Source organism: Sulfitobacter sp. 1A13679 (genome assembly GCF_043557115.1).
Classification (GTDB): domain Bacteria; phylum Pseudomonadota; class Alphaproteobacteria; order Rhodobacterales; family Rhodobacteraceae; genus Sulfitobacter; species Sulfitobacter faviae.
The window spans coordinates 29,063-50,404 of the sequence record NZ_JBIFFO010000009.1; the positions used below are offsets into that span (position 1 = coordinate 29,063).

The following is a 21,342-nucleotide window of genomic DNA, read 5'->3' on the forward strand; positions in this document are numbered from 1 at the left end:
GGTATCTCGCACGAACCCCGGCACGCCATGCGCCGGAGTTCGCGGTGATGTTATGGGTTTGCGGGATCAGAGTTTGATCTTGCCGGGGAAGTAATGCTCATAAGCAAGCCCGTAATCCGGCGAGTTCATCAACTCGTAATAGGCCACGCGGTCGACCCATTCGCGCTGGCTGTCGAGGGTCTTTTTCATGAAGGGATCGGATTCCAGCTCGGGGATCAGTTCATCCCATGCTTTGAGCTGCGCATCCAAGATTTCCTTGGACGTGCGCCGCACGGTCACCCCAGCCTCGTTTTGCAGGAACTGAAGGTCCGCCGAATAGCGGTCCATCGCCTTGGCCGTGTTCGCGGTCGAGGCCGCCTCAACCGCGTATTTCAAGATCGCCTGAAGGTCGGGGTCAAGGTCTTCGAGGAACATCTTGGAGAACAGGAACTCAAAGCTCTCGGAGGCTTGGTGATAGGACGACAGGTAGTAGTTCTTAGCCACGTCCTGCGCGCCGAAGTCTTTGTCCGACGAGGGGTTGTTGAACTCAAAGGCGTCGATCACGCCACGCTCCATCGCGGGCACGATCTCACCGCCCGGCAATTGTGCCACCGACATGCCCAGCTTGGCCATCAGATCGGCCGCCAGACCCACGGTGCGGTATTTAAAGCCTTGCAGGTCGTCGACGGTATTGACCTCATTCTTGAACCAGCCGAAGGGCTGAGCGAACATCGGGAAGCCCATGTAGCCCACAACGTCGAGGCCCATGATGTCCTGCGTCAGCTCGTTATAGAGTTCCTGACCGCCGCCTTGATAGAACCACGACAGCATCGTGGTGGCAGAGCCGCCGAAAACCGGGCCGGTGCCAAAGAGCGATGCGGCCTTGTTCTTGCCGTACCAATAGACGGGCACCGAATGCGCCGCGTCGATCAGACCGTCGTTCACCGCATCAAGCACCTGAAACGCCGCGACGACCGCGCCCGCGGGCAGCACATCGACCTTCAGACGCCCGCCCGACATCTCCTCGACCCGCGTCGCATAATCGCGGGCAAAGTCTTGCCAGATGTTCGCGTCGTTCCACGACGTCTGCATCTTGATGACGATCGGCGCTTGGGCCAGCACCGCCGGTGCGGCCAGCATGCTCCCCGTCGCCGCCCCCCCAGCAAGTGCGGACTTCGTCAGGAACGAACGTCGATTGAACTTTTTAGTCTCAGTCATGTTTCCTCCTCCCAGAGTGGCCGCCCCTTTGCTTACTCGAAATACGCTATTGGTCGGGCGACCCGAGATCAGAGACTAACCAAATGATCTCATTTGGCAAGAATTGTCCGCAAGGGACTCTTCAAGTGCAACTTTATTGTGCAAATGCTTCAAAAATCGACACTCTCCTTCGATACTGATGGCCCGCGGATATCGCGCGTTCTGAGCAGGGCGGAGACAGGCCCCGCCCCTCAAACCGCCCATCGAAAGCCTGTTTCCGCCTCGGACCGCTCCCAGAGCCTGACCATCGTCTCTTTGTCATAGGCATAGGGCTCCAACCTGCCGCGCCCGACCGGGCCGACCATCTCCATCCGGCCTGTGGGGCCGTAAAGCGCGCGCTGCTCCAGCCCGTCCTCGGTGGCGCACATGACCTCGGGATAGGCACCACGCTCCGCCGTTTGAACGATCGGCAATTTCGACATCAGCCACCAAGTGAACCGGGTCATCAGCCCGCCGCTGGTGCGGATCAAAGAGGTGGCCGAGGCACCGGGGTGACAGACATAGACCGCCACGTTCCTCCCCGCCCGCGCGACGCGGTCCTGCAACTCATAGGCAAACATCATCTGCGCCAACTTGCTTTGGCTATAGGCCGGGTTGGCGCGGTAATTCTTGTCCCAGTTCATGTCGTCGAACTGGATAGTGCGCAGGCCCATCTTGTAGCCGAGGCTGGCCACCACCACGATCCGCCCATTGCTTTCGTCGATCCGGTCGAAGAGCAAGCCGCAGAGCAGGAAGTGGCCGTAGTGATTGGTGCCGAGCTGGCTTTCGTGGCCCGCCTTGGTCAACTGGCGGTTTGGCACCTGCGCGATGGCGGCGTTGCAGATCAGCGCATCAATGCGGGGAATGTCGCGCAGAACCTCTGCCGCCGCGCGGCGCACCGACGGCAAATCGGCAAGGTCCATCTGCACGAAACGCACCCGCGCCGCCGCGCCAAATTCGTCTTTCAGCTTGGCCACCGCCTCCGCCGACCGTTCCGCGCTGCGGTTCAGCATCACCACCGCGGCACCTTTGCGCAGCAAGGTCCGCGCCGCCTGAAATCCGGCCCCCGCATTGGCCCCGGTGATCACGAAGGTCTTCCCCTCTATCCCGTCAATCCGCTCAGGGGTCCAGCCGTGCGCGCCGAAAGTCTTATCTGTCATGGTCTCGTTCCTTAGCTTTACTGAGGCATCGCGCCCCGTTGACCCTGCAGATAAATCTCATCCCCCTACGGAAATAGACCGAATCGTCGCGATTACTTGCCTGATCCTCTCACAGCCATTGCATTAAACACTCATGCGGCCCTAGTCTGCACGCATGAGCAAAGACCAAATCCGCCATATCATCGAACGGCACAGCCATACCGACGGGCTGACCGAAACCGGCATCAAGGGCGTGCAGTATTTCCGGGCGACCAGCGCGATCCCCTGCGCGCCTGCGGTCTATGAACCCTCTGTCATCGCCATCGTCAGCGGCGCGAAAGAGGCGGTGCTCGACGGTCAGCGCTATGTCTATGACGACAGCCGCTATATGTGCTGCCCCATGTCGATGCCGGTCAAAGCGGGCACGCCAAGCGCCTCGCCCCAGACCCCGCTATTCGGCGTCTACATCGCTCTGGACGCGCGACTTATGGCGGAGCTTTCGCTTGAAATGGAAAGCGCGGGGAGCCTGCTGCCCCCTGCCCCCGCCGACCTGCGCGCCGAGGGAATTAAAATCGCGGCATGGGACGGGGCCTTCTCCGACGCCCTGCTGCGCCTGCTCCAACTGAGCGAGAGCGAAACCGATCGCGCCGTGCTGGCCGAAGCGCGCCTGCGCGAACTTTACTACGCCATCTTGAAAGGAGAGGCAGGGCTCTTCGCGCGGCGGGCCTTCGGGGCGGGCAATGCCGTGGCGCGGGCCATCTCGCATGTCGCGGCCCATCTCGACGCGCCCATCTCCATCGACGCGATGGCCCAACGCGCGGGCATGAGCCGCGCGGTATTTCACCGCAAGTTCAAACAGGTAACGACGATGTCGCCGATACAATTCGTCAAATCCATGCGCCTGAACAATGCCGCCATAAAGATCGCAGGCGGCGCCACGGTCAGCGAAGCGGCAATGGCAGTGGGCTATGTCAGCGCCTCGCAATTCAGCCGAGAGTTCAAACGCATGTACGGCCAATCCCCCCGCGAATGGAGCGACGCGCAGCAGCTAGCAGCGGGGGTGGTTTAGAGGGGGTCTCCGCCCCTCCCCCTCTCAAGCCGTCAGCCGACAGAACAACCCCGCCGCCAGTTTCGCACGTTCGGTGAGACTGTTGACATAGATATGCTCCTGCAACGTATGCAGACCCTTGCCGCGCACGCCGATGGAATCCAGCGTCGGCAGGCCAAGAAAGCCGGTGAAATTACCGTCCGATCCGCCCCCGGCAGAGCTTCCGGTGATCTCGATCCCCAGTTCGCCCCCAATCTCCTGCGCGAGCTTCAGCATCGCCATCGTGCCGGGCTGGTCGGGTTCCCAAACTGGGCGGGTGACGCCGCGGCGGATTTCCATGATCACGTCGCCTTCGTCCGAGTTCAGCGCCATCATCTTTTCCACGCCCGCGTCGAGCTGCTCTTGCGTTTTCGCCATGGTGAGCACTTCGGCATCGCAGACCGAGGAGACGCAGTTGACCCATTGGCCCGCGTGAAAGACCCCAAGCGAGAAGGTGCAATCCTCGGTGGTCATGCCTTCGATCGTGCCCACGGCCTTTGCCATCTCCGCGATGGCCGAGCGGCCTTCGGAGAGCGCCCAGCCCGCGTGGCTAGGGCGGCCCCGGGTCTGGAGGTTGAACCGCGCGATGGCGTAGCGCCCGATCACCGCGCCGCCGTCGGGGCGGGCGGGTTCGGGGACGAGGATGTATTTATGGCGCTTCGCCTCTTCTTCGATCAGGCGACGAGTGGCGGGGGTGCCGATTTCCTCATCCGGGGTGAAAAGCACCGTCACGGGCAGCGGCGTCTCGACCCCGGCGGCCTGTAGCTTGCGCAGCGCATCGAGGTAGACGTAATTGCCGCCCTTCATGTCCATCAGACCGGGGCCGTAGCAGATATCGCCTTCGCGTTTGTAAGGCAGGCTCGCCAAAGTGCCGAGGGGGTGAACCGTGTCCATATGACCCAAAAGCAGAATGCCCCCCTCGCCCGCGCGGGGATGAGGCATCTCCGCGCGGAGGCTGTCGCCCAGCCCCATCGGGCTTGGAATACGCTCTGTCCGCGCACCCAAGACCGCCAGATCGTGCTGCGCCACATCCATCATCCGGTTCACTGCCGCCCCGTCGAATGTGGGGCTTTCAGTTTCGATCCATGGGCGCAGCCCGGTGAGCATCTCTTCGGTATCAAAAGGCAGATCGAGCGGGTTGGTCATGTTCAATATCCTTTCCTCCGCCGCGCGACAGCGGGCGGTTGGCTTAAATTAAAAGAATGGCGCAAGGGCCTAGCCGCCGACCTTTGGCAGGCGCGTCTCGACAATCCGCGCATAGATCGAGGCACCGACAGGCAAAATGGCGTCGTCCAGCACGAAGCCGGGGTTGTGCAAAGGCACGCTACCCGCGTGGCCCACCCGGCAATAGGCGCCCGGCACCACTTTCAGCATATCGGCGAAATCCTCCGACCCGCTGGCCTGTTCGGTCGAGACATGGGCGTTCTCGCCGCCCACCACGCTGGCCGCCGCTTCGACATAGGCGGTGGTCAGTTCGGGGTCGTTCATCAACACGTCAAAGACGTTACGGATGTCGACTTCGATCTCGATCCCATAGGCGCTGGCCATACCGGCGCAGAGTTCGCGCATCCGGGCCTCGGCCATTTCGATCACATCCTCATGGAAATAACGGATCGTGCCCGCAATGCTGGCGGTATCCGGCACCACGTTATAGGCCGAGCCCGCGTTGAACTTGGTCACCGAGAGCACGATCGGCTTGGTCGGCGGCGTGTTGCGGCTGACGACGGACTGCAACTGCTGCACCAGCGCCGTGCCGATGACGATGGGATCGCGCGACTGATGCGGCATCGCGGCGTGGCTGCCGGTGCCTTTGACGGTGATGTCAAAGAACGCCGCGCCCGCCATGGCCGCACCGGGGGTGACATTGACCACGCCCGGCTCTGAATTCGGATCGTTGTGCATGCCGTAGATCTCGTCACAGGGGAATTTCTCAAAAAGCCCCTCTTCCAGCATCCGGCGCGCGCCGCCCAAACCTTCCTCTGCGGGTTGAAAGATCAGCACCACGGTGCCGTCGAAATCCCGCGTTTCCGCCAGATAGCGCGCGGCCCCCAAGAGCATGGTGGTGTGGCCGTCATGGCCGCAGGCATGCATCCGCCCGGGGTTGGTCGAGGCATAGGGCACGCCGGAATCCTCCACAATCGGCAGGGCGTCCATATCTGCGCGCAGCCCCACACGGCGGTTGCCGCCGCCCGCGCCCTTGATGATGCCGACAACACCCGTGCCGCCCAGCCCTTCGTGCACCTCGTCCACGCCATAGGCGCGCAGCTTTTCGGCCACGATGCCCGCCGTGCGGACCTCTTCGAACCCCAGTTCGGGATGGGCGTGGATGTCTTGACGGATGGCGGTGAGATCGGCGGCGAAGGCTTCGATCTTGGGAAGGACGGTCATGCGGTGGCTCCTGTCGTCATGGTGGCGCTGCCGAGCGCGCGATAGTTGGCAAAATCCCAATGGCGGCCCGGTGCCGCTTCGATCAGGTTGCGTGTGTAGTCGTGATGCGGGTTGGCCAGCACATCGCCCGCGGGGCCGTATTCCACGACCTGCCCGCGTTGCATGACCAAGACCTCGTCACAAATCTGCGCGGCGACGCGCAGATCATGGGTGATGAAGAGCATGGCGACGCCGAACTTCTCCTGAATGTCATCCAAAAGATCGAGCACCTGCGCCTGCACGCTCACATCAAGGGCCGAGACAGCCTCATCCGCGACCAGCAGATCAGGCTTCATCGCCACCGCACGCGCAATGGCGATACGCTGGCGTTGCCCGCCCGAGAATTGATGCGGATAGCGGTCAAGCGCATCGCGCGGCAGGTCCACCAGTTCCATCAGCTCAGCGGCATGGCGCATCGCCTCTTCGCGCGGGGTGCCGAAGTTGATCGGCCCTTCGCAAAGGCTGCGCGCCACGGTCCAACGCGGGTTGAGCGAACGGTAAGGGTCTTGGAACACGATTTGCAGATGTTTGCGGTGATCGCGCAGCTGACGGCGCGAGAGTTTGGCGATCTCGGTCCCCGCGACACTCACGCTCCCCGCTGTCGGGTCGATCAGCCGCATGATGGCCCGCGCCACGGTGGATTTGCCCGAACCGGACTCCCCCACGATGCCCAGCGTCCGCCCCGGTTTGATGGTAAAGCTGACATCCTGCGCGGCTTTCACGCCCTCGCTGCGGCGCAGGAAACCGCCGCCGCCATAGGTCATGTCGAGCCCGGCCACACGCACCACTTCGCTTTGCGAAGCCGCCGCCCTTGCGGGCCGCGGGGTGAGGTTGGGCACGGCGGTCAGCAGAGTGCGGGTATATTCCTTCTCCGGCTTGGTCAGCAGCTTTTCAATCGGCGCGCGTTCGACGATCTTGCCCTGCTGCATCACCGTCACGGTATCCGCGATCTCGGCCACCACGCCCATGTCATGGGTGATGAAAAGCACGGCGGTGCCGTGGCGCTCCTGCATCTCGGCGATGAGCTTGAGGATCTGCAACTGCGTGGTCACGTCCAGCGCCGTCGTCGGCTCATCCGCGATCAGCAGATCGGGGTCGAGGATCAGCGCCATGGCGATCATGATGCGCTGGCGCTGCCCGCCGGAAAGCTGGTGCGGGAAGGCGCTAAAGATGCGATTCACATCCGGCAGATGCACCTGATCCATCATGTCGAGCGTGCGTTTCTTGGCCTCGGATTGGCTCAGATCGCTGTGCATGTTAAGCACTTCCATGATCTGCTCGCCCACCCGCAGCACCGGGTTCAGCGCGGTCATCGGCTCTTGGAAGATCATCGCGATCCGCCGCGCGCGCAGCTGGCGCATTTGCGCATGGCTGGCGCTGGTGATCTCGAAATCATCCAGCGTGATGCTGCCGCTTTGCACCTCCAGCGCCGATTTCGGGAGCAGTCCCATAGCCGCGAGCGAGGTTACGGATTTGCCTGAGCCAGATTCACCCACCAAGCAATGCGTCTCGCCCGCGCGGATGGTAAGGTCGATCCCGTCGATCACCGGCTTGGCCTGTGGCCGCCCGGCAAGCCCGATGCGCAGATCACGCACTTTGAGCACCTCACGCGCGTCGGAGAAGTCTTTGGTCTTGAACTGCATCTCTCAGCCCTCCCGTTTCTTCATGCGCGGGTCGAGCAGATCGCGCGCGGTGTCGCCCAAAAGGTTGATCGACAGGATGCAAAGCGACAGCAGCAGCCCCGGCCAAAAGATCAGCCCCGGCTTGATTTGGAAATAGGTCCGCCCCTCGGCCATGATGTTGCCCCAAGTGGGGATTTCGGTGCTGACGCCCGCGCCGAGGAAGCTCAGGATCGCCTCGATCAGGATCGCCGAGGCGCAGATATAAGTGCCTTGGACGATCAGCGGTGCCATGGTGTTGGGCATCAGGTGCTGGATCAGGATCTTGGGCATCGACGAGCCGAGCGCGATGGCGGCCTCGACATAGGGTTCCTCCCGTGCCGAGAGCACGACCGAACGCACCAGCCGCACCACGCGGGGCACCTCTGGCACCGTAATGGCGATGATGACCGAGCCGAGCGATGGCCCGTTCAGCGCCACCAGCGCAATCGCCAGCAGGATCGCGGGGATCGCCATCAGGCTGTCCATGATCCGCATGATGATGCCATCCGCCACCCGAAAGAAACCAGCGACAAGGCCGATGGCCAAGCCGATGGCGACGCTGACCAAAGCCGCCCCGACCCCGATCAGCAGCGACACCCGCCCGCCGGTCATCACCCGCGAGAAGGTGTCGCGGCCATAGGGGTCGGTGCCCAGAAGATACTCTTCGGAAGGCGGCTTGAGCCGCGCGGCAGAGTTCATCGCCAGCGGATCATAGGGCACGTAGAGCGGCGCCAAGATCGACGCCAGCACGATGGCCAGGAGGATAAGCGCCGCCAGCAGCGGGCCGATACCGACCCTTGCGCCCGCAGGCAGGGAAAGCAGTCCGGTCAGCACCTGAAAGGCGCTGTGACGGGATTGGGGTTGCTCGATCATGTCAGTACCGGATCCTTGGGTCGAAGAATGAATAGGAGACGTCAACCAAGAGGTTCACGAAGACGTAGATGCCCGCCGTCAGCAGGATCATCGCCTGAATGACGGGGTAGTCGCGCGCGAGGATCGCATCGACCGTAAGCCGCCCGATGCCGGGGATGTTAAAGACGCTTTCCGTGACCACCACGCCCGAGATCAGCAGCGCGAAACCGGTGCCGATGATGGTCAGGATCGGCACGGCGGCATTGCGCAGCGCATGGCGGAAGAGCACGACATTCTCGCGCACGCCCTTGGCCCGCGCGGTGCGGATGTAATCTTCGCCCAGCACTTCAAGCATGGAGGCCCGCGTCATCCGCGCGATAAGCGCCACATAGATGGTGGCCAGCGTGAGCGAGGGCAGAATGGCGCGCGAGAAGAACGGCCCGATGCCCTCCGAGGGCGCCTTGTAGCCCTGCACCGGCACCCAACGCAGTTCGATCGCGAAGATTTGGATCAGGATATAGCCGATCACGAAGACCGGCACCGAAAAGCCCAGCACCGAGAAGGACATCACCAGAAAGTCGACCCAAGTGCGGTGACGCCATGCGGCGATCACGCCCATCGGCACCGCCAGCAGGACAGAGATGGTGATGGTCATCAGCGCGATGTTGATGGTCGGCCCCAGCCGGTCGCCCAACATGCCCGCCACAGAGGTGTTCGACAAAAGCGAGACGCCCAGATCGCCGCGCAGCAATTGCCCGATCCATGTGAAGAACTGTGTCAGCAGCGGATCGTTCAGACCCAGACGGTCACGGATCCGTTCAAGCTGTGCAGGGGTGGCGGCATCGCCGGCGAGAATGGCTGCCGGATCACCAGGGGTGAGACGCAGCAGGAGGAAGACGAAGATGGCGACGATCAGCATGACCGGGATCGTGGCCAAGACGCGCTTCAGGATATAGACGAGCATTTTCCGGAAGGTCCCTTTCGGCGGAAAGAAGGCAGGCCCGGAAGCGGGGGCGCTGCCTGCGGGCAGAGATGACGGTGGAGAGCGCGGCGGCCGCGCTCTCCGAGAGGCTGGATTACTCCGCCTCTTTGGTCATGTTCCAAAACACCGGCACGGGCGATGGCAGCATGTTCTGGATCGTGTTGCGACGCGCCTGCGGGATCAGATATTCACCCATCATGATGTAGTTGACGTTATCCATGACGTGTTTCTGGATCTCGACGGCCACTTCCTTTTGCGCCTCGGGCCCTTCGGCCTTCATGAACTTCGCGCGCAGCTCTTCGACCTTGGGGTCATCGGGCCATCCGAACCACGCCTCGTCGCCACGGCCACTGACCATCACGTTGGTCAACGGGTCCGAAATCTCGGGCACCATCCAGTTGGTGAAGAACATGTTCCAGCCGCCCTCAGACACCGGGCTTTGCTGGGCGCGGCGCTGCACGACCGATTGCCAGTCCATCGACTGCATGTCGACTTCGAAACCCGCCTCGCGCAGGGCTTGGGCGGCCACCACCGGCTGGTTGATCAGGCTGATCACATCCGTCGGCGCCATCAGCACGATGGGCGTGCCATCATAGCCCGCCTCTTCAAGCAGGGCCTTGGCCTTTTCCGGATCCGCGCCGCCGGTCACGATCTCAGCATCCGCTTCGTCGCCCAGAGGGGTCGAACAGCCAAAGATCGCGCCGCAGACGTTGTAATAGGCCGGGTCGCCCTGCATCGTTTGCAGCATGGATTCTTGGTCCAGCGCCGCCATCGCCGCCTGACGGACCAGCTTGTTGTCAAAGGGCGGGTGCAGGTGGTTGGGCCGACCGATGGTGACATAGCCAAGGTCATCGCGGGTCTCGACCGTGACCTCGGGGCTGGCGTCGAGGATCGGCAGCAGGTCGATCTGCACCTGTTCGAGATAGTCAATCTCCCCCGCCGAAAGCGCGTTGATCGCAGTGAGCGCGTCGGGCATCGTGGTCCAGACCACACGGTCGACATTGACCACCTTGCCACCCGCCATCCACGAGGCTTCCTCGTCACGCGGGACGTAGTCGTCGAACTTCTCATAGGTGACGTTCACGCCGGGCTCGTATTCATCTTGGTTAAAGACGAAGGGGCCGGAGCCGATATATTCCGTGATCGTCTCATCCGCCGAGGTTTCGGCCACCCGCTTGGGCATGATGAAGGGCGGTACGGCCGATTGTTTGGAGATCACCGACAAAAGCGGGCCGAAAGGCTCGGTCAGGGTCCAGACGACGGTCTTTTCGTCGCTGGCCTCAAGGCTCTCGGTCACGTCAAAGATCAACTGCCCGCCGCCGTCACGCTTGCCCCAGCGTTTGAGCGAGGCCACGACATCTTCGCCAGTCACCGGCGCGCCGTCATGGAACATCAGCCCATCGCGCAGGGTGAAGGTATAGACGAGCCCGTCATCCGAGACGTCCCAGCTGGCCATCTGGGGCTGCGGCTCAAAGTTTTCGTCCACGGCGGTCAGCACGTCATAGACCATATAACCGTGGTTGCGGGTGATATGCGCGGTGGTGATGACCGGATCGAGAACCCGCAGGCCCGAGTGCATGACCGCGGTGATGGTCGTTTCGCCATCCTGCGCCGCCAGAGAGCCGGGTGCCAAAAGCGCCGTGGTCGCGGCAAAGGCGGCGGCGAGTCCGCGCGACTGTTTCAGTGCCGATCGTAGAGGTATCATGTGGTTTTCCCTTGTTGAGTGATCTTTTGGTTTTTATTGGGCCACGGCGGTCTTGCCGCCCTGGTCGGGTGGTGCGCTTTGGGCACCATTGGCCCCGAAACGGGGGCCATTCGGGGACAGCCGAAGCCCCGCACGCAGACGCGTGAAGGGCAAATCGGCTGGATTGAGCGGCATCGGCCCCGGCGCACAGGCGACAAGGATGTCGCGTGCGATGGGGGCAAAGTCTGCGCGGAAATGGGTGGAGCTTTTGACCACCAAAAGATCCATCTCTTCGGGTTGGATACCGACAAAGCGGAACATCTCGCGGTCGGCCATCTGGGCGATGCGGCTGGTCACGACGACATGGACCCCGCCGATGCGCAGGCAGGCCGAAGGGCCGAGGTCCAGCGCCGTGCCGCCATAATAGGGGCCGCTCGCGCGCAGCGTTCCGTCGCAAAGATGCTGGACCGTCGCCACCGTTTCAAACGGCGCGTCATCCGTGATGTCGGCGTGGCCGCCAAGGCGCAGGTTAACCTCGGCACCGACCCCGGCCTGATGCGCCGCCTCGGCAGCGGCGGGGTCGACGATCAACCCGATGGCCGCGTTCTGGGCCTCGGCCTTGAGGAGCGCGCGCAACATGCCCGTGGTGGCCGATACGCCGCCCGCGCCGGGGTTGTCTTGAGTGTCAGCGATGACCACAGGCCCGCGCCCCGGCCCGGCGGCACGCGACAGCGCTTCGGCCACCGCCCTGTCGGGATCATAGGCCTCATTTTCCAAAAAGGCGGGCGCTGCCGCCTCATAGGCTGCGGCAAGCCTGTCGGCGGCGGCGTCTGCTGCAGTCTGCGTCTCGCCATAGGCGACGGCCACGGGGCCGCAATCGGGAATATCCGCCGCCGGGAAACCCATGAACAGGCTGGCCGAAAGCGCCCCCGCGGCTTCGCAGGCGGCGACCCCCTCATAAAGCTCACGTCCCGGCGACATTTCGGTCGATTGAAACGGGATCGGCACCAAATATGACATCTGGCGAAAGGCTTTGGCCGGACGCTGGCCGGTGGTCATGATCCGGTCGAGTTGGCGGGCCGCGGCAGCACCGGTATCGGCCATGTCCACATGCGGATAGGTGCGAAAACCGACGAGCATATCGACATTCGCAACGAAATCTTCAGAGATATTTCCGTGCAGATCAAGCGCCGTGGCGATGGGCACATCCGGCCCCACGACCGCACGCAGGCGGCGAACCAACTCGCCTTCCCCGTCGTCCAGATGCTCCGCCACCATGGCGCCGTGCAGGTCCAGAAAGACCCCGTCGAGCGGCCCGGCTTGCCGAATGCCTTCGATGATCTCACCCGCAATCGTCTCATAGGCATCGCGGCTTACATGGGCCGAAGGGATCGCCCCCGCCCAAAGGATCGGCACGATGTCCCAACCCTGCGCTTGGCCCACCCGCAGCGCGCCCGCCATGCCAAGGTTGACCTCTTCGAAGGCGGGCAACATCGCCGCGCCGCGCACCATGGGGACATAGCCACCGCCCAGTTGGAAAGCCTGCATATCCGCCGGGTTGGGGGCGAATGTGTTTGTCTCGTGCAGAAAGCCCGCAACAGCCACGCGCATTCCAGAACCACTTTCCAAACCTGTCTCCTTCGCCTTCTCGGCCCCGGCATCCGCGGGCCACGCCCATTGTGTATCGCATTGCAATACAGCTATAGTGCACAGCAAGCGTAAGCGGCGCTTTAACGATTCGTCAACTACAGGCCATTTATGAGTAGATTTTTCCGTGAAGACGCCCCGCAGGCGGCGCAGAATCAGGCAGAGGACGACCGTTTGTTCGTCCGGGCGGCAGATCGCGCAATGCAGGTGCTGGGCGCCTTTCACAACGCGACCGGGCCGATGACCCTTTCCGACATCGCCAAGACCGCAGGCATCGACCGATCCGCGGCGCAACGGCTGGTTCATACGCTCACCAAACTCGGCTATATCCGGCGCAGCGGGGATGACCGGGGCTACCTGCCGGGGATCCGCCTGCTCGATCACACGCTTGACCTGCTGCGGCTCGACCCCGTGGTGCAGAAAGCCACGCCCGTCTTGCTGGAACTGCGCAAATCCCTGCGCGAGCGGGTCGATCTCAGCCTCTATGACGAGACGCGCCTGATCTATGCCCTGCGCATGCAAAGCAAACGCGAGACCTTTTTCGCCACCCTCGTGGGCCACAGCGTGCCGACCTTTTGCACCGCGGGCGGGCGCGCCGCGCTGGCACAGCTTCCCGATGACGCGGCGCGCGAAATCCTTACCCGCGCGCCCTTGCACCCCTTCACCGCCAGCACCAAGACCGACCCCGAAGCGATCATGGCCGAGCTTAGCATCGCCCGCGAAAACCGCTTTGCCGTGGTCTGTGATGAATATGCCTTGGGCGAGGTCGCGGTGGGCGTCGCCATCACCGGCCGGAACGGCGCGCCGCTCAGCGCGATACATCTCGCAGGCTCCCTCTCGGAATACACGCCGGAGGAATTTGTCGCCAAGGCTGCCCCCCTCGCCATAGAGGCCGCCAGTGCCATCATGGCCGGGTGACCGCCCAAAGCCTCGAATATAGCCACCCCCGCCTTCGGCAAAGGGTTTCGCCGCGAATTTACTTGCGTTGCTAAATTCTTTCTCCGAAGTTCGCGACATCAGGGCGCGGATGCGCGCTTTGAAAAACGACTGAACGAAAGGAACCGGAATGACCGACAGTAAACCGCTTTGGCAATGGGACGCGCAGGAAATCGCAAGCGCGACCCGCGCAGGAAAACTCTCGGCGGTTGAAGCGACCGAGGCGGCGATTGCCCGCATGGAAAAGGTCAATCCGGCTTTGAACGCTGTGGTTGAGACCCTCGCCGATGAGGCCCGCGCCGAGGCTGCCGCCCTCGACAAAAGCGACGCGCCCAAAGGGCCGCTGCATGGTGTTCCGGTCACGATCAAGATCAACGTCGATCAAAAGGGCCATGCCACAAGCAACGGCGTGCCTGCCTTCAAAGACATCATCGCGCCCGAAGATGCGCCGGTGGTGCGCAACCTCAAACAGGCAGGTGCCATCGTCATCGGGCGCACCAACACGCCGGAGTTTTCCTTTCGCGCCGATACCGACAACCCGCTCTACGGGCGCACCCATAACCCTTGGGGGCAGCACCTTTCGGCGGGCGGGTCGTCCGGTGGGGCGGGGGCGGCTGTCATGGCCGGGATCGGCGCGCTGGCCCATGGCAACGACATCGGCGGCTCGCTGCGTTTCCCGGCCTCGGCCAATGGCGCGGTGACGGTCAAGCCGGGCCTAGGCCGCGTGCCCGCCTTCAATCCCAGCCAAAAGGCCGAGCGCGGTCTCTTGGCGCAATCCATGTCGGTGCAGGGGCTGATCGTGCGCAAGGCGGCGGACCTGCATCTGTCGATGCCCAGCCTGATCGCCGCAGATGCGCGCGACCCCTTCCATGTGCCGCTGCCCTGGCGCGGCGACGCCATCGAAGGCCCGATCCGCGTGGCCTTCACCCGCGATGATTTCGGCTTTGGCCTGCATCCGGATGTGGCCACCGCGCTCGACAAAGCCGCCTCTGCCCTGTCCAACGCAGGCTACGCCGTCGAAGAGGTGGAACCGCCCCTTGCCTATGAAGCTGGCAAAAACGGCTATCGCGCCCTCATGGGCGAAGTCGAAGCGCTGATGGGCGAGGACATCCGTACCCACGGCTCCGACGATCTGAAGGAGATCTTTGAAGATTACTACGCCGAATACCCGCCCTTCAAAGGCACCGAACAGCTCGCCATGCTGGCCAAACGCACCCATTACGCGCGCGAATGGTCGCTGTTTCTTGAGGACTACCCCCTCGTGCTGACCCCCTTCATGTTCGCCCCCTTCTTCACCGCCGGGCGCGACACCGAAGGCCCGGAGGGCGTGCGCGAAGTCTTGGGCAAGGGGCTTTGGTCCTTCGTCATGAACTTCACCGGCCTGCCCGCGGGCAACATCCCCACGCATATCGCGGAACTGCCCCAAGGCCCGCAGCCCATCGGCGTGCAAATCGCAGGCCGCCGCTGGCGCGAGGACCTGGTCGTTGACGCGATGACGGCGATCGAAGGTGAGATTGCCCCGGTTTGCAGGCGGTTGTGGGGGGCGTGAGCTAGCCTCAAAGCGTGACGCCGGTGGCCCGCATCTACTGTGAGGCGGGCCATCGGCTAGCGATAGCTCAGGCGGTCGCGGGCTTCGTCCACAGCGGCTATGGGCCTTTGACCCCGTAGCTGCCCGCGAAAATCTCCTCCACCGGGGGATGAAACAGCGTCCTGTCAGGATATTGCGCGACCATCCGATCGAACTGCGCCTGCGCTTTGGCGTGATAGGCCATGTCGTCGACGCCGGGGATGACACCATCGCGCATGACGAACCGCCCCGCGATCATCACATCCGATACGTCGCGGCCTGAGCCGTTAAGCAGGATCGTCTGAATGGGGTCGATGCGCTGCCCGATGTCGGGGCTGTCCAGCCGGATGACGTTCAGGTCGGCGGCGGACCCCGGGGCCAGCCGGCCCAGATCAGGACGGTTCAGCGCCGCTGCGCTGCCGAGGGTGGCGGCATCATAGAAATCGGCGGCGCGGACGGCGGTCGGATCACCCTCCGCGATACGGGCGGTCATCACGCCCAGAGCCATGTTCTGGATCATGTCGGCGGGATGCGTGTCGGTGCCCATACCGATGGGGACGCCAAGGTCGCGGAACCGTGCGAAGGACTGCATGATCTTGCCGCTACGGGCCATCACCAGCGGGCAATGGGCAAGGGCGGCACCGGAGGCCGTCAGGATTTCGAGATCAGGTGCGGCATGGGTGATGCCGTTGAGGCCCGACAGGAACAGCCCATGTGGCAGGATCGTAGATGGGGCGAAAAACTCGGTATCGCGCAGCAGTTCCAACGGGCTCTTGCCATGCTGTTGCAGCACCAGATCATATTCCAGACGCGACTGGCAGCAATGGAGGCGGATCGGCACGCCCAGATTGCGGGCAGCCGCCCCGCTGCGGCGCAGAAGCGCGGGCGTGCAGGTCTCAATCCGGTCGGGGGCCAACATGGTGCGGATCAGCCCGCCGTGGCTATTTTCGTGCCGCGCGACAAAGGCTTCGGCCTCGGCCAGCCCCGCAAAGCCGCGCGGTTCATCATAGTGAAAACCGATTTGCCGATCTTCATTCACCACCAGATTGCCGCTGCGATAGGCGGGGCCAAGGTAGACCCGCAGCCCGAGGTCCGCCGCCGCCTCTGCCGCGGCGTCGAATTCCTCTGCCGTCTCGCCCCAAGCTCGGTAAAAGAGCGAGGCAATGGGCAGCGCCGTGGTGATGCCGTTGCGGATCAGCCGGGTGAAGGCATAGCGTTTCTGAAAGGCCAGTTCCTCGGGCGTGTACATCTCACGCGGGCCAGCGGCCATGTAACTCTCGGGCCAAACCCGGCCCTTTAACTCAGGCGGATGGTTGTCATAGCCAAGTACAGTGGTGTCGAGATCGGCCAGCGCGTCGAGGTCGATGAAGCCCGGCCCAATCAGCGCCTCGCCAAAGTCGATGGTCTCGGCCACGTCGCCTGCGAAGTCATGGCCGACGTGCAGCACCTTTTCGCCTTCTACGACCACAGTGCCATTGCGGTAAAGGCAATGTTGCCCGTCCTCATGCCCCACGACCCAAGCGGCGGTCAGGGCGCTGCGTTTCAAACGCTCTGCCATGTCGCCTCCGTCTCGCCGTTGCGGGCCACGATCTGACCGCCCGACAGGACCAAGCGGCGCGGCGGGCGTAGGGTGATGGCCTCCGAGACCGCTTCGACATCCACCAACACCAGATCGGCGCGGCAGCCTTCGGCAAGGCCGTAGCCCTCAAGCCCCATCACCTTCGCGCCTTCGGTGGTGCAGGTGTCGAGCGCCCAGCCAACCTCAACATCCGCGCGAAAATTGTTGCGCAGGCCGACGAGCATCGCGCGCTCCAACATGCAGGCGTTGCCGTAAGGGGTCCAAGTGTCGCGGATGCCGTCGTTGCCGGCGCAGATCGCGATGCCGCGCTCGCGGCACGCGGCGACTGAGGGCACCGGACGCGCAGCGGGCGCGGTGGTAGCCAGCGAGACCTCCAGCGCCGCGATCCGGTCGAGCAATCCCGCCACCCGTGCTTGATCGTTCATGCCAAGGCAAAAGGCATGGCTGACCGTCACTTTGCCCTGCATGGCAAGCGCCTCGGTCCGATCGAGGATCATCTCAAGGCTGAATGCGCCCATCTCGCCCGGCTCGTGCAGGTGGAGGTCGATCTTTTTGCCATGTCTTTCAGCTAAACCGAAGACCGCATCAAGCTGCCCTTTGGGGTCACGGTCAATGCCGCAGGGGTCCAACCCGCCGACGATGTCGGCGCCCTCGCGCAGTGCTTGGTCCATCAGCTCCATCGTGCCGGGGCGGATCATCAAGCCCGATTGCGGAAAGGCGACGGTCTCGATCTGCATGACATCCGCATAGCGCGCACGGGTGGCGGCCACGCCCCGGTGCAGGCTCAACCCATGTTCCGTGTCGATATCGATATGGCTGCGGATCGCCGTGGTGCCCTTCGACAGCGCCAGGGCCACCTGCCGTGCCGATTGCCGCTCTGCGTCCATGTCCAACTCGTGACGCAGCTTGCGCTCCGTGTCGATCATCTGTTGCAGGCTTTTGCCCTGCTGATGCGGGTGCCAGGGCATGCCCCAGAGCGTCTTGTCGAGATGTGCATGCGCATCGACGAGGCCCGGCAGCGCCAGCGCGCCGCCGCAATCCTCAACGGTGACCTCCCCCATCGGCGTGATCTCAGGCGCGATCTGCGCGATGCGCCCGCCTTCGATTAGCACATCGGCGGCATCCGCCCCCATGAGGCGGAGGTTCTTAAGCAGCAAAGGCTTGGTCATGTCTTGTCCTGTCTATCGTGTCAGAGGGGCGACGCGCGCTTGCGGGGCGGCGGCTTGCTTGACGCGCGGCAGGGCATAGGCGCCGGTCTTGGCGGTCACCAGCCCGGTCGCGGCAAGGCCAGCGGCCATGCGGATGGCAAAGCCTACACCGTCGATCACCGGCACGCCCGCGTCGCGGCCCAATTGCTCTAGATGCGCGCTCATGCCTGCGCAGCCCAGCACCACGGCCTCGGCCCGGTCTTCCTCGACCGTCTGGCGGATCTTGCGGGCGATCAGCGGCAGGGTCTGCACCGGCGCATATTCGAGGTCGAGCACCGGGATGTCGGCGGCATGTACGGCGCAGAGCGCACGGCCACAGCCGTAACGGTCGCCAAGGTCTTCGATGATCGGCACGGCCCGGGGCAAGGTGGTGACGACCGAAAAGCGTTTGGCGATCCGCCCGGCTGCAATGAGCGCGGCTTCGCACAGACCAATCACCGGCCCCTTGGCCACGGCCCGGGCGGCGTCGAGACCGGGATCGTCGAAACAGGCGATCACATGGGCCGCGGCCCCTGCCGCTTCGGCCTCAAGAATGGCGTCGAGCATGGCGGGCACGGCGCGGGCCTCATCGGCATAGCCTTCGATGCTGGGCGGTGTCGCCCGCGCGGTGGCGGCAACAACCTCGACCCCCGGCCCGGCTTGGGCGCGGGCGGTGCGGGCGATGGCCTCGGTCATGCCCGCGGTCGAGTTTGGATTGATCAGGTGAATTTTCATCAATTGGCTTTCTGTGTCACGCCAACCGGCGGCGTCTCGGGAACCTTGAGCTCGAACTGCCGGTCGGAGCTGATGTAATTGTCGGCATGCAGCCGCGCGATGGGCTGATAATTTTCGGGCCGGACATAGCGGCCCGCCTCGTCAAGGCAGTTGTCGCGCACATGCATCTGCACGACACGGCCCAGAATGATCTCGCGCCGGGCATAGCGGATGGTCTCTTCGACCACGCACTCCATGGCGCAGGGGCTTTCCGCGATCCAGCCGCCGTCGATCTGGCTGGCGGGGGTCATGGTCAGCCCGGCGGTCGCGATCTCATCCACGTCGGGCGCGTAGCTGATCCCGCAGGTGATCATCGCCTCGGCCAAGGCCATGTCGACCATATTGACGCAAAAGCTCTGACGCCGGTCGATGTTGGTGACCGTGTCCTTGATACTGCCGTCGGGACGGCACTGGATGCCGAGGATCACGATCGGCGGCTCCTGCGAGAAGACGTTGAAAAAGCTCATCGGCGCGGCATTGGGCACACCATCGGCGCTCAACGTGGTGACCAGCGCGATGGGGCGCGGCGCCACGAAGCTCGACAACAGCCGGTAGCGGTCGCGTTCTGGCAGGGTGGTGAAATCGAACTCCATCCCCCTACTCCGCCGCCAACCGAAGCCACGGCTTCAACCGCCCCTCATCCGCCGCGTGGCAAGCTGACTTCTGACCGCCCTCGCGCAGGTTGAGCGCGGGGGCCACGCTCCGGCAGGTATCATTCGCCATCGGGCAGCGCGGGTGAAAGGCGCAACCGGGCGGCGGTGAGATCGGATTCGGCACCTCTCCTGCCACGGGCGCGCGTTCGGCGCCGCCCACGGTCAGCTTCGGCACCGTTTCCATCAACAGGCGCGTGTAGGGGTGCTGCGGGTTGCCGAAGATCTCTTCCTTCGGGCCGACCTCGACGATCTTGCCCAAATACATCACCGCCAGCACGTCGGCCATGTACCAGACCACCGCCAGATCGTGGCTGATGAAGATGTAGCTCATGTTGAACTCGTCCTGCAGGTCCTTCATCAGGTTGAGGATCTGGCTTTGCACACTCACATCCAACGCCGAGGTCGGCTCGTCGCAGATCAGCAGTTCGGGGCGTGTCGTAAGCGCCCGCGCGATGGACAGGCGCTGGCGTTGGCCGCCGGAGAACTCATGCGGGAATTTCTTGGCATCGGCGGGGTTCAGACCGACCTGGCTCAGCAGTTTCTCGACCTCGCGGGTGACCTCGGCCCGGGTCTTGCAGATGCCGAAGTTCTTGAGCGGCTCGCCGATGATGTCGCGCACCCGCCAGCGCGGGTTGAGCGAGGCATAGGGGTCTTGAAAGATCATCTGCATTCGGCGGCGCAGGGCGGCGGGTTTGCCGGGGGGCATATGGGTGATGTCGTCCCCCTCAAAGCGGATCGTGCCGCCGCTCGGGCTGTGCAACCCCATCAGAAGCCGCGCCACGGTGGATTTGCCGCAGCCCGACTCGCCCACCACGGCAAAGGTCTTGCCGCGCGGCACCTCAAAGCTGATGTCGTTCACCGCCGTCAGGATACGGCGCGGGCGGCGTTCCAGCAGCCGGTTGAGGAAGGGTTCGGACACGTCGAAGCGTTTCGAGATGTTCTGCACGCTGAGGATGTCGTCGGGGGTGATCTGGGGGGTCATGACGTCTCTCCGTAAAGGTGGCAGGCGACTTGGCCGGTGCCGGCATCCTGCGGCGCGGGGCGGATGCTGTGGCAATGGTCCATCGCCCGGGGGCAGCGCGGCGCAAAGGCGCAGCCGGGCGCGGGGTTGCGCAACCCGGGCATGGCGCCTTCGATCTGCGTGAGGCGCCGGTCGCGAATGCCGATCTGCGGGATAGAGGCCATGAGGCCGCGGGTATAGGGGTGCAGCGGTTCTTCGATGACCTGTTTCACATCGCCGATCTCAACCAGCCGCCCGGCATACATAACCGCAACGCGGTCCGCCGTCTCGGCGATCACGCCCATGTCGTGGGTCACCAGCACCACCGCCGTGCCGTTCTCGCGGCAGAGCCGCTTGAGCAGGGAAAGGATCTGCGCCTGCACGCTGACGTCAAGCGCCGTGGTCGGCTCATCCGCGATGATGAGCTTGGGCTCGGCACAAAGCGCCAGCGCGATCACCACCCGCTGCCGCATCCCGCCTGAGAACTGGTGCGGGTATTGGTCAAGCCGCGCCTCAGGGGCCGGGATGCCGACTTCGGCCAGCCAGTCGATGGCCCGCTGGCGGGCGGTTTTCTGGTCGAGGCCGAGATGCACACGCATCGTGTCGATGAGTTGCTCGCCCACGGTATAGACCGGGTTGAGGCTGGTCAGCGGGTCTTGAAAGATCGCGCCGATCTCCTTGCCGCGGATGCGGCGCATCTTGTCGGCGGGCAGGTTGTCGATCCGTGCGCCGCGCAGCCGCACCTCGCCCGAGCGGATCAGGCCGGGCGGTTCGATCAGCCCGGTGATCGCGGCCCCCGTGATCGACTTGCCTGCGCCGGATTCACCCACCAGCCCGAGGATCTCGCCTTCGTCGAGGTCGAGGCTCAGCCCCTTGACGGCCTCCAGCGGGCCGCGCCGGGTGGGGAATTCGACAACGATGTTGTCCAGTTCGAGAAGTGACATGGGATTAC

At 63.9% G+C, this 21,342-nt stretch carries 18 protein-coding genes; 3 read left to right on the forward strand and 15 right to left on the reverse strand.

Features of this window, described 5'->3' with window-relative positions; all coding sequences use genetic code 11:
• Nucleotides 1-66: 66 nt before the first annotated feature.
• Together ACGYLA_RS08825 and ACGYLA_RS08830 are read right to left on the reverse strand one after the other, a co-directional pair.
• Nucleotides 67-1,197: a TRAP transporter substrate-binding protein gene (locus ACGYLA_RS08825; RefSeq protein WP_067266961.1), complete on the reverse strand. Its 1,131-nt coding sequence runs from the start codon at nt 1,195-1,197 to the stop codon at nt 67-69.
• A gap of 230 nt (nt 1,198-1,427) precedes the next feature.
• Nucleotides 1,428-2,375 (reverse strand): SDR family oxidoreductase, encoded by a 948-nt coding sequence (locus ACGYLA_RS08830; RefSeq protein WP_394431935.1) that lies wholly within the window; start codon nt 2,373-2,375, stop codon nt 1,428-1,430.
• 154 nt (nt 2,376-2,529) lie between these two features.
• Between ACGYLA_RS08830 and ACGYLA_RS08835 the strand changes: the two genes are divergently transcribed.
• Nucleotides 2,530-3,423 carry an AraC family transcriptional regulator N-terminal domain-containing protein gene (locus tag ACGYLA_RS08835; protein ID WP_394431937.1) on the forward strand — a complete coding sequence of 298 codons (894 nt, stop codon included), beginning with the start codon at nt 2,530-2,532 and terminating at the stop codon, nt 3,421-3,423.
• A 24-nt stretch (nt 3,424-3,447) separates the two neighbouring features.
• Here the strand turns inward: ACGYLA_RS08835 and ACGYLA_RS08840 are convergent, their stop codons facing one another.
• From ACGYLA_RS08840 to ACGYLA_RS08870, 7 genes are all read right to left on the reverse strand, one after another.
• Complete coding sequence (locus ACGYLA_RS08840; RefSeq protein WP_394431939.1) at nt 3,448-4,587, reverse strand: M20/M25/M40 family metallo-hydrolase; 1,140 nt, start codon at nt 4,585-4,587, stop codon at nt 3,448-3,450.
• 69 nt (nt 4,588-4,656) lie between these two features.
• Entirely contained in the window at nt 4,657-5,829 is a 1,173-nt protein-coding gene (locus ACGYLA_RS08845; RefSeq protein ID WP_394431941.1) for a M20 aminoacylase family protein, read from the reverse strand.
• Nucleotides 5,826-7,511, reverse strand: coding sequence for an ABC transporter ATP-binding protein (locus ACGYLA_RS08850; protein WP_394431943.1), 1,686 nt, complete (start codon nt 7,509-7,511; stop codon nt 5,826-5,828). Before ACGYLA_RS08850 ends, ACGYLA_RS08845 begins: the two co-directional genes overlap by 4 nt.
• A 3-nt stretch (nt 7,512-7,514) precedes the next feature.
• Nucleotides 7,515-8,402, reverse strand: a complete 888-nt coding sequence (locus ACGYLA_RS08855) for an ABC transporter permease (RefSeq protein ID WP_067266950.1) — start codon at nt 8,400-8,402, stop codon at nt 7,515-7,517.
• A 1-nt stretch (nt 8,403) separates the two neighbouring features.
• Nucleotides 8,404-9,345, reverse strand: coding sequence for an ABC transporter permease (locus ACGYLA_RS08860; RefSeq protein WP_067266948.1), 942 nt, complete (start codon nt 9,343-9,345; stop codon nt 8,404-8,406).
• A gap of 112 nt (nt 9,346-9,457) precedes the next feature.
• A complete protein-coding gene (locus ACGYLA_RS08865; RefSeq protein WP_067266946.1) occupies nt 9,458-11,068 on the reverse strand; it encodes an ABC transporter substrate-binding protein in 1,611 nt (536 codons plus the stop codon).
• A gap of 33 nt (nt 11,069-11,101) precedes the next feature.
• On the reverse strand, nt 11,102-12,658 hold the full coding sequence (locus ACGYLA_RS08870; protein ID WP_394431945.1) for a M81 family metallopeptidase: 1,557 nt from the start codon (nt 12,656-12,658) through the stop codon (nt 11,102-11,104).
• Between the two features lie 147 nt (nt 12,659-12,805).
• On the opposite strand from ACGYLA_RS08870, the gene ACGYLA_RS08875 reads away from it, so the two are divergent.
• Complete coding sequence (locus ACGYLA_RS08875; RefSeq protein WP_394431947.1) at nt 12,806-13,612, forward strand: IclR family transcriptional regulator; 807 nt, start codon at nt 12,806-12,808, stop codon at nt 13,610-13,612.
• A 148-nt stretch (nt 13,613-13,760) separates the two neighbouring features.
• On the forward strand, nt 13,761-15,179 hold the full coding sequence (locus tag ACGYLA_RS08880; RefSeq protein ID WP_394431949.1) for an amidase: 1,419 nt from the start codon (nt 13,761-13,763) through the stop codon (nt 15,177-15,179).
• 97 nt (nt 15,180-15,276) lie between these two features.
• Here ACGYLA_RS08880 and ACGYLA_RS08885 read toward each other — a convergent pair whose 3' ends face one another.
• The 6 genes from ACGYLA_RS08885 to ACGYLA_RS08910 are packed head-to-tail and all read right to left on the reverse strand — an operon-like array spanning nt 15,277 to nt 21,334.
• Nucleotides 15,277-16,755: a chlorohydrolase family protein gene (locus tag ACGYLA_RS08885; protein WP_394431951.1), complete on the reverse strand. Its 1,479-nt coding sequence runs from the start codon at nt 16,753-16,755 to the stop codon at nt 15,277-15,279.
• Nucleotides 16,740-17,945: an amidohydrolase family protein gene (locus tag ACGYLA_RS08890; RefSeq protein ID WP_394431953.1), complete on the reverse strand. Its 1,206-nt coding sequence runs from the start codon at nt 17,943-17,945 to the stop codon at nt 16,740-16,742. The genes ACGYLA_RS08885 and ACGYLA_RS08890 overlap by 16 nt, the downstream gene beginning before the upstream one ends.
• A 12-nt stretch (nt 17,946-17,957) precedes the next feature.
• Nucleotides 17,958-18,698 carry an aspartate/glutamate racemase family protein gene (locus tag ACGYLA_RS08895; RefSeq protein WP_168613627.1) on the reverse strand — a complete coding sequence of 247 codons (741 nt, stop codon included), beginning with the start codon at nt 18,696-18,698 and terminating at the stop codon, nt 17,958-17,960.
• Nucleotides 18,698-19,330 carry a flavin reductase family protein gene (locus tag ACGYLA_RS08900; RefSeq protein ID WP_394431955.1) on the reverse strand — a complete coding sequence of 211 codons (633 nt, stop codon included), beginning with the start codon at nt 19,328-19,330 and terminating at the stop codon, nt 18,698-18,700. Before ACGYLA_RS08900 ends, ACGYLA_RS08895 begins: the two co-directional genes overlap by 1 nt.
• A gap of 4 nt (nt 19,331-19,334) precedes the next feature.
• The gene (locus tag ACGYLA_RS08905) at nt 19,335-20,372 is read right to left on the reverse strand and encodes an ABC transporter ATP-binding protein (protein ID WP_271688997.1); all 1,038 of its coding nucleotides are present in this window, start codon (nt 20,370-20,372) and stop codon (nt 19,335-19,337) included.
• Nucleotides 20,369-21,334, reverse strand: a complete 966-nt coding sequence (locus tag ACGYLA_RS08910; RefSeq protein ID WP_209217103.1) for an ABC transporter ATP-binding protein — start codon at nt 21,332-21,334, stop codon at nt 20,369-20,371. Before ACGYLA_RS08910 ends, ACGYLA_RS08905 begins: the two co-directional genes overlap by 4 nt.
• Nucleotides 21,335-21,342: the final 8 nt, after the last annotated feature.